This is a genomic window from Candidatus Clostridium eludens (assembly GCF_045310515.1).
In the GTDB taxonomy this organism is placed as follows: domain Bacteria; phylum Bacillota; class Clostridia; order Clostridiales; family Clostridiaceae; genus Clostridium_B; species Clostridium_B eludens.
Genome location: NZ_JBJHZX010000124.1, coordinates 1 through 1,189, shown reverse-complemented (window position 1 = coordinate 1,189; position 1,189 = coordinate 1). Strand labels below are relative to the sequence as shown.

The window sequence follows — 1,189 nt, the reverse complement described above, 5'->3', positions numbered from 1 at the left end:
AAGGCGGTTTTCTACATAATTTTATCCTGTAAATGTTTTATACATTAATTTACATTAAACTGTCCATACGTCAGGTCTAAGTATAATAACATATCTAATATATATTAATATTTATTCAAAAAGGCGGTGTTAAAATTAATAAGTGTATTTTAGTAACTATAAAAAGCTGTACCCAACTTGAATATAAAATCATGAATAAAGTTTTAAGGGATATACAATACTTAACTTGTAAAGCTAGTAATAAGGCTATGCAGATGTACTACATGTGGGAATATGAAAAAATCAAATATAAAAATAAATATGGTAAATATCCTGAAGAGCAGGAGAGGTTTGGAAAGACTTATAGAAATGTTGTAGAAGGTGAAATGAAGTCTATTATGAATACTATTAATACTTCTAATGTTGGACAAACCAATGCTTTTGTTATGAAAAAATGGAATGCTGATAAAAAAGATATTTTAAATTATAGAAAATCAGTAGCAAGTTTTAGACTTAATATGCCTATCTACTTGAAGAACGGGAGTTATAAAATATATCAAGATAACAATGGATATGAGGTAGATTGTGCTGTTTTTAACAAGTTCCAGGAATTGAAACATTTAACATTCAAAATAGATAAACTGGACGGGAATGTATTTTGGACGGTAAAGAACTTATTCATTATAGACAGAAAATTCAAGCTAGAAGGACTGCATTATTAAAAAACAGTAAATTGGCGGAAAAAAATAAAGGTAAAGCTGGACATGGAAGAACTAAAAGAATAGAAGGTGTAACTCGTATGAGTGAAAAGGTTAAAAACTTTAGAGATACCTTAAACCATAAGTATTCTAGATATGTAGTTGATTTTGCAATAAAGCATGACTGTGGTTGTATCCAAGTGGAAGATTTGAGTGGATATGATAAAAATGCTATAGAAACTTTATTAAAAAATTGGAGTTATTATGATTTACAACAAAAAATCAAATATAAAGCAGAGGAACATGGAATAGAAATAAGCTTTGTAAATCCTAAATATACCTCCTTGCGTTGTAGTTCATGTGGTAATATACATAAAGGAAATAAGGATTGTAAGAATAATCAAGCTAAATTTGAATGTGCAATCTGTGGTCATGAAGAAAATGCTGTTATACTTGTAATATAGATTTATACAATATAAGAACTAAATAGTATAGATATATAAATTATTAAA

General features: G+C 27.5%; 2 protein-coding genes. Both read left to right on the top strand.

All coding sequences use genetic code 11. The features are described 5' to 3' along the window. The first annotated feature begins 263 nt into the window (after positions 1 to 263). Positions 264 to 701, top strand: coding sequence for a hypothetical protein (locus ACJDU8_RS25460; protein WP_406794987.1), 438 nt, complete (start codon positions 264 to 266; stop codon positions 699 to 701). Next, positions 638 to 1,141, top strand: coding sequence for an RNA-guided endonuclease TnpB family protein (locus tag ACJDU8_RS25455; protein ID WP_406794986.1), 504 nt, complete (start codon positions 638 to 640; stop codon positions 1,139 to 1,141). The genes ACJDU8_RS25460 and ACJDU8_RS25455 overlap by 64 nt, the downstream gene beginning before the upstream one ends. Positions 1,142 to 1,189 lie beyond the last annotated feature (48 nt).

Coding starts and splice junctions, on each gene's coding strand:
- ACJDU8_RS25460 (WP_406794987.1), top strand. CDS start 264: ATGTGGGAATATGAAAAAATCAAATATAAAAATAAATATGGTAAATAT.